Raw genomic sequence first — 7,805 nt, forward strand, 5'->3', positions numbered from 1 at the left:
AGATCGCTCAGGCGCCGACCTTCCCCAGGGTCCGGAGGAACTGCGCGACCGAAACCGCGCCGACAGAGCGGCTGTTGTCGATTTCCCGGCCGGTATGGGCATTGACGAACAACATGGTTGGCGGTCCCACGACGTCGAAGCGCCGCATGAGCGCGCGGCTTTCGGGAGTGTCCGCCGTTACGTCCACGCGCAGGATGGAAACGTTGCCCAGGCGCGGGGCAACGGCCGCATCGGCCATGACCTCGCGGTCGATCTCCCGACAAACCACGCACCAGTCGGCAGAGAAATCGACCAGGATGGGCTGGCCCTTGGCCCTCGCCTCGGCCATGGCCGCGTCGAACCCGTCGACGGTGCGCACCTTGCGGAAATACCCGCTTGCCGTATCCGTGGACGCCGCCGGCGCGCCAGCGCAGATCGCAAGGGGACAGGAAAAGGGAAAAACGCCCAGGCTGACCGTCAACAGGAGCACTCCGCCAAGGGCGATCCCGCCGCCGGCCAGACGCATCCCGTATCCATGGCTTCGCAGCAGGCCGAACCACACACCGGCCGCGATGGCCAATATACCCCACAGCCCGCGGGTCACCGGCCCGGGCAGCACCCGCCCGAACATCCAGATCGCAAGTCCCAGGAAGAGGAAACCGAAAACCTGCTTGACCGTGACAAGCCAAGCCCCGGATTTAGGCAGCAACTTGCCGCCGAAAAGGCCGAACGCAAGAAGCGGTATTCCCATGCCAAGCCCCAGCGCGAACAAGGCAGCCGCCCCCCGGGCGACGTCGCCCGTCTGCGCCACGTACAAAAGCGCTGCGGCCATCGGTGGCGTCACGCAGGGGCCGACAATGAGGGCCGACCCGAAGCCGAGCAACGCCGCGCCGCCGACAGAGCCCCCTGCGCGCCCCGTGATCCGCGACAACCGCGCGGCAAGGGATGCCGGCAGCGCCAGATCGTAAAGACCGAACATGGACAGCGCGAGGGCCACGAAGACGAGGCCCATCAGGACGATCGTCCCAGGCCGCTGCAACATTACCTGAAGATTTTGCCCCGACCAGGCGGCCACAACTCCGAGGGCCGCATAGGCCAGGGCCATGGCCAGCACGTAGGCTGCGGAAAGGACAAGCCCTTTGCGAATCGAAAGCTCCTGACCGGACCGGGCCAGCATGCCGGAAAGAATCGGCACCATGGGGAAGACACAGGGTGTAAAGGCCAAAAGCAGGCCGAAGCCCAGAAAACTGAGCGACATCGCCGGCAGGCCGCCGGAAAGCGAGGAGGCCAGGGCCCCGTCCGTCTTGCCCGGCGTGGTTTGCGCCGGCTCGGCGGGAAGCGCGGTTTCCGATGCAAGGCTCTTTTTTCCCGGCGACACCATGAGGGTGGCCAGATCGATGCTCTTATGCACGGGCGGGTAGCACACGCCATGCTCGGCGCAGCCCTGGTAGGTCACCTGGATCGCGCCCGAGGCAGGCAGGGCCGCCCTGGCGATGGGCACCGACACGTGGTCGTGGTAGACCCGCGTGGTCCCGAAGGTCGGATCGACCTTTTCCACCCCAGGGGGCAGCGCAAGGGGTACGGCCTTGCCGTCGCTTGTCCTGACCTCGATCCGGTCCCGGTAAAGGTAATGCCCCGGGTCGATGTCCCAGGTGCAGAGGATATCCCCGCCGCCGCCCCGCAGGACGCTCAGCCGGAATACCGCATCGGCTGGAGCTGGCGTCTTGGCGGGCGCTGCGGCGGGCAACAGGATCAGCCCGACGATAAAGGCCAGGATGTACGTCCATGGAAATGCTCTTGACATGCCGCTCCTTCCTTGAATGAAGTTTCCCCCGGTTTCATTTCCGCACCTTAAGCCAGCCTTAAGGCGGGGACATGATACCGGGGCCGGAGGAAAGCGGACATGCGGATTCTCATCATCGAGGACGATCAGATCCTTGCCGAAGGGCTCAAGGTGGGGCTTGGCCTGGCCGGCATGACCGTGGATCTGGTCGGCTCCTGCGCGCAAGCGGGCGAAGCGCTCGCCACGACGACCTTCGACGCGGTGGTGCTCGACCTGATGTTGCCGGACGGTTCCGGGCTTGATGTGCTTAGAGGCATGCGCCAACGGGGAGACCGGACCCCGGTCCTGCTGCTCACCGCCCTCGACGAGATTGCGGACAGGATCAAAGGACTCGACCTTGGAGCGGACGACTACTGCGGCAAGCCTTTTGATCTGGACGAACTGGCCGCACGCGTCCGGGCCGTCGGACGGCGTGGCGCCGGCCGCGCCGCCCCTTCCCTGTGGGCCGCCGGCATTGCGCTTGAACCGTCAACCCTTTCCGCCACCCTGGACGGACATCCCCTCACGCTGTCCAGGCGGGAGTTCGCGGTCCTGGCGCTCCTGATGGAGCATCCCGGGGCGATCCGCTCCAAGGGCGAAATCGAGGACCGGCTGTACGGCTGGGGCGAGGAAGTGGAAAGCAACACGGTGGAGGTGCACGTGCATCATTTGCGGGCCAAGGTAGGCCGGGAAAAGATAGAAACGGTGCGCGGTCTCGGCTACCGTATGCGGGTTGCGCCATGACGTCCCTGCGCCGGCGTCTTTTCGCCATATTGGTCAGCGCCACAGGCGTCATATGGCTCTGCGGCATCCTCTGGATTTTCGTTGGGGCCAAGGCGGAACTCGAGCATGTGCTGGATACCCGCCTCCAGGAGGCAGCGCGGATGGTCAATTCCCTCGTCGCCAGAAGCGGCCCCGCCTTTGCCGCCGCGGCGAGCGCCGCCGCAATGCCGGAACACTACCAACGCCAGCTTTCCTGCCAAATATGGACCTTGGACGGACATCTCCTCGCCCGGTCGGGCAGCGCGCCGGACATCTCCCTGACCGATAAGGCGTCCGGCTTCTCCGATCGCCGCATCCAGGGCGAATACTGGCGGGTGTACACCATCGACAATCCCGCCCAGGGCGTACGCGTGATGATCGGCGACCGTCTCGGCCAGCGCGATCAGCTCGCCCGCGACCTGGTCAAGGGGCTTTCCATCCCCGCCATCCTGATGCTTCCCCTGCTCGGCGGGCTCATCTGGCTCAGCCTCGGACGCGGGCTGCGGCCCCTGCTCGACATGGCCGTGGAGCTCAAATCCCGGGACGTCGACGACATGCGACCGTTGCGGACACAACACGCCCCTGCCGAGCTCCTGCCCCTGGCCGCGGCCTTAAACAGCCTGTTCGCCAAGGTGGAGACGGCCCGACGCCACGAACGGGATGTCACGGCCTTCGCCGCCCACGAACTCCGCACGCCCCTGGCCGGATTGAAGACGCACGCGCAAATCGCCATGGCCACAGACGATCCCGGCATCCGACAAGGGGCCTTGCGGCACGTCCTGCTCTCCGTCGACCGCGCCACGCGCCTGGTGCGCCAGCTGCTGACCCTGGCCAAGCTCGAAAGCGGCCTGGCTGCCAGCCAAACGGAACGCATTTGCCTCGGCGACGTGCTCGAGGAGATCGGCACATCGGCGCAGCCGTCGGTGGTGCAGGGCATCACGGTGCGCATCGATCCGGCTCTGCGCGACTTCGCGATCACGGCAAACCGGGAAACCCTCGCCATCGCCCTGCGCAATCTCCATGAAAACGCGCTGCAGCACTCGCCCGAAGGCGGTACGGTCGTCTGGAACGTCACGTCGGACGGGCGTGGCATACAAGTGGAAGACGAAGGGCCCGGCATGCCTCCTGACGAGATTCTCCAGGCGACGCAACGCTTCTTTCGCGGCAAACAGCAGACGCCCACGGGGTGCGGGCTGGGACTCGCCATCGTCGAAGCCGTGCTGCAACAAATGGGAGGATGGCTTGTTCTGGAAAACCGGGAAGGCGGCCTGGGGCTTAGGGCCATGGCTGTGTTGCCGCGCGCAACCGCTTCGCGCCCTTGAGGTCGTCTCGATCCAGCCGAAAAAAGGGGGCAGGCCATACGCCCCCCCCTTGAAATCTTGTCTTGGTGCGCCCGACAGGATTCGAACCTGTGGCCGTCTGCTTAGAAGGCCGACTGTAAAACTGTAACAACTTATAATAACTTGATTTTATTTAAGAGAAGATAACGTATCCCGGCTAAAACGACCCAAACAAGCCCACAGACGGTTATCCAGAGGTTATCCACTGGGGAGGTTCTCCAATCCCGGTTCTCCAGCTTTTTCAGCGTGAAACCGTAAGGATGAGACGTCATAAGGTTGAACAGTGAACCATAGGCCCCACGTTTTTCAGGCGCTCCCTACTTTGGCGGGACCGCCTGTAACAACCCTCGCAATGACTTCCCTAAGCGTCTCCATCTCAACGGGCTTGGCGAGGTAGTCGCTCATCCCCGCGGCCAGGAACTTTTCCCTGTCACCGGACATGGCGTGGGCGGTAAGGGCGACGATGGGGATGTCGGCCTTGTCCATTCCCACTTCCCCGGCCCGGATGCGGCGTGTGGCCTCCAGGCCGTCCATAACCGGCATCTGGATGTCCATGAGGATGAGGTCGAAGGTTTCCAATTGGAGGATATCCAGTGCTTGTCGCCCATTTTCAGCGTTTCGGATGCGATGGCCAGCCTTTTTTAAGAGATGGGATAGAGCTATCGCGTTCACCTTGTCGTCTTCTACCACGAGCGCCGTGAATTCATGGACTGCATCCGTCCGGGGGGCCGTTTTGACCTCGGCTTGTTCAGAACTCGCCGCGACCTTTCCGAATACGACGCAGAAATGCACTGTGGTGCCGACGCCCTTCGCGCTGTCGACGGAGACACCTCCCCCCATGAACTCCACCAGATTTTTGCAGATGGACAACCCGAGACCCGCGCCCTGGTATTTCCGGGTGAAGCTTTCGTCGGCCTGCGTGAAGGGCTCAAACAAGGCTGGAAGTATCGCATCATCGATGCCGACTCCAGTATCGGCCACGGAGAACAGCACCCGAACCTTGTCCGGGGCGGGAGACGGCAAGAGGTAGGTCTCAACGTTTATCTCCCCGGCCTGAGTGAATTTGATGGCATTGCCGACCAAGTTGTTCAGCACCTGTTGCAGCCGGGAACTGTCTCCCACCACATGGTCCGGGATTCTCTCATCCGCATAAAAGGTCAAGCGGATGCCTTTCTGGCGTGCCGGCATGGCGAAAAGCTGTTCAACGGCCCGAAACAGTTCCATGAACGGGAATGGCATGGCCTTGATCTGAAGCCGCCCGGCCTCGATCCGGGAGAGATCAAGGATGTCGGCAACCAATCCGGTAAGGCGTCGGCAGGATTGGAGCGCCATCTCGACATACGCAATCTGTTCCCGGTCAAGCTCGGTCGTTTTCAGCAACTGGACCATGCCCACGATCCCGTTGATGGGGGTACGAATCTCATGACTCATGTTGGCCAGGAACCGGCTTTTGGTCTGGGTGGCCTCTTCGGCCATCTCCTTGGCTTCCCGCAATTCCATCTCGATTCTTTTGCGGTCGGTGATCTCCCAGGAAATCGTCCCCACGCCCATAAGTCCACCATCCTCGCCGTAGACGGGAAACTTTTTGGTCAGATAGGTGCGCACCTCCCCGTTTGGCCCCAGCGTCTCCTCCTCGGCAGTGACTGACTGGCCCGGCTTCAGGGGCAAGGCCTGCCGGTCGTTGGCCATATACGCTTCGATCTGCTCCGGGGTGGACTTGCCTGCGAAGAGTTCCAGGTCGCTCAAACCGATGACGTCCTGCGGCAAATGCCCGGTCAGTTGCGTGTAGGCCCTGTTGACGATGACGTAACGCAGGGCCGTATCCTTAAAGACCATCACGTGCTCTGCGTTCTCCAGCAGTGCGTAGAAGTTACGCAGAGTTTGCTCCCCGCGCTTTCGCTCCTCAATGTCCCGCACGACGGCCAGGGCAAATGACCGCCCTTGAAACTTGGTCCCGCTGGCACTGACCTCCACGGGAAAGGTTGTGCCATCCTTGCGTCGGTGCTCGGACTCAAAGACATTCTTAACCTTGTCCATATCCCCAAATTTATTGTGGATATCTTCCTCACTCACCCTGGCTTCGTAGTCCCAGGTAGCCATCCCGACCAACTCTTCCGGTGTATAACCGAGCATATCCGCGAACCTGCGGTTAGCCTCCACCACCCGGTGCTCCTGATCGATGACGACGATGCCATCGCCGCTATTCTCCATCAGGGTCTTGCGGCGAAGGATTTCCATTTCCAAATTGCGCTGCACCTCGGTGCGCTCGATCATATCCTGTTGCAGGGCTGCGGCCATTGTATTGAGGGTGGCCCCCAGTTCGCCGAAGGTGCCCTGGGGATTGTCGAGTCCTGTCCTGGCGGACAAGTCGCCACCCTCCAGACGGCGGACCATGGCAGACAACGCGTCCACCCGCTCGTAGATACCGTACTGGCACACCAGCCAAGCCGCGCTTCCGGCCAACACCACAGAGAGAAAGAGCCACCCGACCTGGCGTTGAATAGCCGCGTTGGCGTTGTCCACAACCACGGTTTTGGGGATGGCTACGAATATGTTCAGATAGGGGGCGTCCCCCGGAGCCAGCGCCATGCGGTGTATCGCGTAAATTCGTTCCGGGCCGTCGGAGCCATGCCCCGTGAAGACGCCTTCTTGTCCCACGGACTGAATCGACCGCCAAACAGCGGGGTCGGTGTATTGCCCGATAGGGTCAGAATCCTTGGCTGGGAATCTGAAGAGCCGGCGGCCATTGGCATCGACCAGCCCCACGAAGGAGTCCTGGGGCAATCGTGCCCGTTCGAAAAACGGCTTGAAGTCTTGCAACCGCAACGTTGCGAGCAGGACACCCCGCACCTCGCCCCCGCCATCCCGCACCGGCAGGGCAAAGGGGAGAATATCCATCCCGCTCACCTTGCCCACGGCAAACTCCCCGACGGAAAACTTCCCGGTGGACAAGGCCTCCTTGACTTCCTTCCGGTCCATGAGGTTCTGCTTTGTGAAGGGGAGGGCCGAGGCCACAGCGTTCCCCTGGGGGTCCGTAAGGGCAAAGTTCGCATAGCCTGGATTGGCGGCAAGGAAGTTTCGGAATAAAGCATCGCAGGCCACAGGGTCCATGGTCCGCACAGGCAAGGTTCCCGCCAGGTTGTCAAGTATCGTTATAATGCGTCGAGTTTCTTCCTCCTGCTGTTCAGCGTAATATGCAACCATACGGAGGCTGGTAAGCTCTATGTCATTGATCTCATGCTTCCACCGTTCCAAAACAGAACTGGCCATTGCCGCCACAACAGGCAGCAGCCCGGCCAAAACCACCAAGACAAGGTTGAATTTCACGGAGTCCGGCATTGAGATTTTCATGGACCATACCGTTTGGTTTTATGCTGCGTCCTTTAAAAAAATACCGATAACTGCTCCTACATAATAACAATACCCATTTGAAGGCACGCCCGTCAACATGACGCCATTGCTTTCCATTATGGTCGGCAACCAGGGACAGTCGAGGGCATGGGGGACGCGTCGTTGCGCCTGATTGCCCATGAGCTTTCAACCAGTCTCAAGAGCAGCGTCACCATCGAGCGGGCACACGGGGAAAGCGCCCAAGCTCGGATGCGAAGTTGTTCCCTGCTGCAAACTGCCTATTCTCAAAGTAAGCGCTCAATGAGGCGCATCTTGTCAGGGCAATCGGAAGGCGGCAGAAGTTCAGGTAGGGATAATCAGGCTTTTGGGAGCGATGTACGGTGGCAGGAGGGCCTTGCGCTGGGCGTCGGAAGTTGCCGCCGGTAAGTGCTCGAAGAGGTGACGCAGATAACGGTACGGCTCCAGGTCGTTGGCCTTGGCGGTCTCGATGAGGGAGTACAGGGTGGCCGAGGCGTCGGCCCCGCGTGGGTGGCCTGAGAAAAGCCAGTTCT

At 61.7% G+C, this 7,805-nt stretch carries 5 protein-coding genes; 2 read left to right on the plus strand and 3 right to left on the minus strand.

Annotated features, from left to right (window positions below):
* Positions 1 to 7: 7 nt before the first annotated feature.
* Positions 8 to 1,783 (minus strand): protein-disulfide reductase DsbD, encoded by a 1,776-nt coding sequence (gene dsbD, locus ACMZ6R_RS09705; protein WP_416110823.1) that lies wholly within the window; start codon positions 1,781 to 1,783, stop codon positions 8 to 10.
* Between the two features lie 99 nt (positions 1,784 to 1,882).
* Between dsbD and ACMZ6R_RS09710 the strand changes: the two genes are divergently transcribed.
* Both ACMZ6R_RS09710 and ACMZ6R_RS09715 read left to right on the plus strand, forming a co-directional pair.
* Positions 1,883 to 2,545, plus strand: coding sequence for a response regulator (locus ACMZ6R_RS09710; RefSeq protein ID WP_416110825.1), 663 nt, complete (start codon positions 1,883 to 1,885; stop codon positions 2,543 to 2,545).
* On the plus strand, positions 2,542 to 3,885 hold the full coding sequence (locus ACMZ6R_RS09715) for an ATP-binding protein (protein ID WP_416110827.1): 1,344 nt from the start codon (positions 2,542 to 2,544) through the stop codon (positions 3,883 to 3,885). The genes ACMZ6R_RS09710 and ACMZ6R_RS09715 overlap by 4 nt, the downstream gene beginning before the upstream one ends.
* A 324-nt stretch (positions 3,886 to 4,209) precedes the next feature.
* Here the strand turns inward: ACMZ6R_RS09715 and ACMZ6R_RS09720 are convergent, their stop codons facing one another.
* Together ACMZ6R_RS09720 and ACMZ6R_RS09725 are read right to left on the minus strand one after the other, a co-directional pair.
* On the minus strand, positions 4,210 to 7,254 hold the full coding sequence (locus tag ACMZ6R_RS09720; protein ID WP_416110829.1) for a PAS domain S-box protein: 3,045 nt from the start codon (positions 7,252 to 7,254) through the stop codon (positions 4,210 to 4,212).
* A gap of 342 nt (positions 7,255 to 7,596) precedes the next feature.
* Positions 7,597 to 7,805: transposase domain-containing protein (locus ACMZ6R_RS09725; RefSeq protein WP_416110831.1), on the minus strand; the 209-nt coding region annotated here is incomplete at its 5' end.

It is taken from the genome of Solidesulfovibrio sp. C21, from assembly GCF_047785625.1.
Taxonomy (GTDB): Bacteria; Desulfobacterota; Desulfovibrionia; order Desulfovibrionales; family Desulfovibrionaceae; genus Solidesulfovibrio.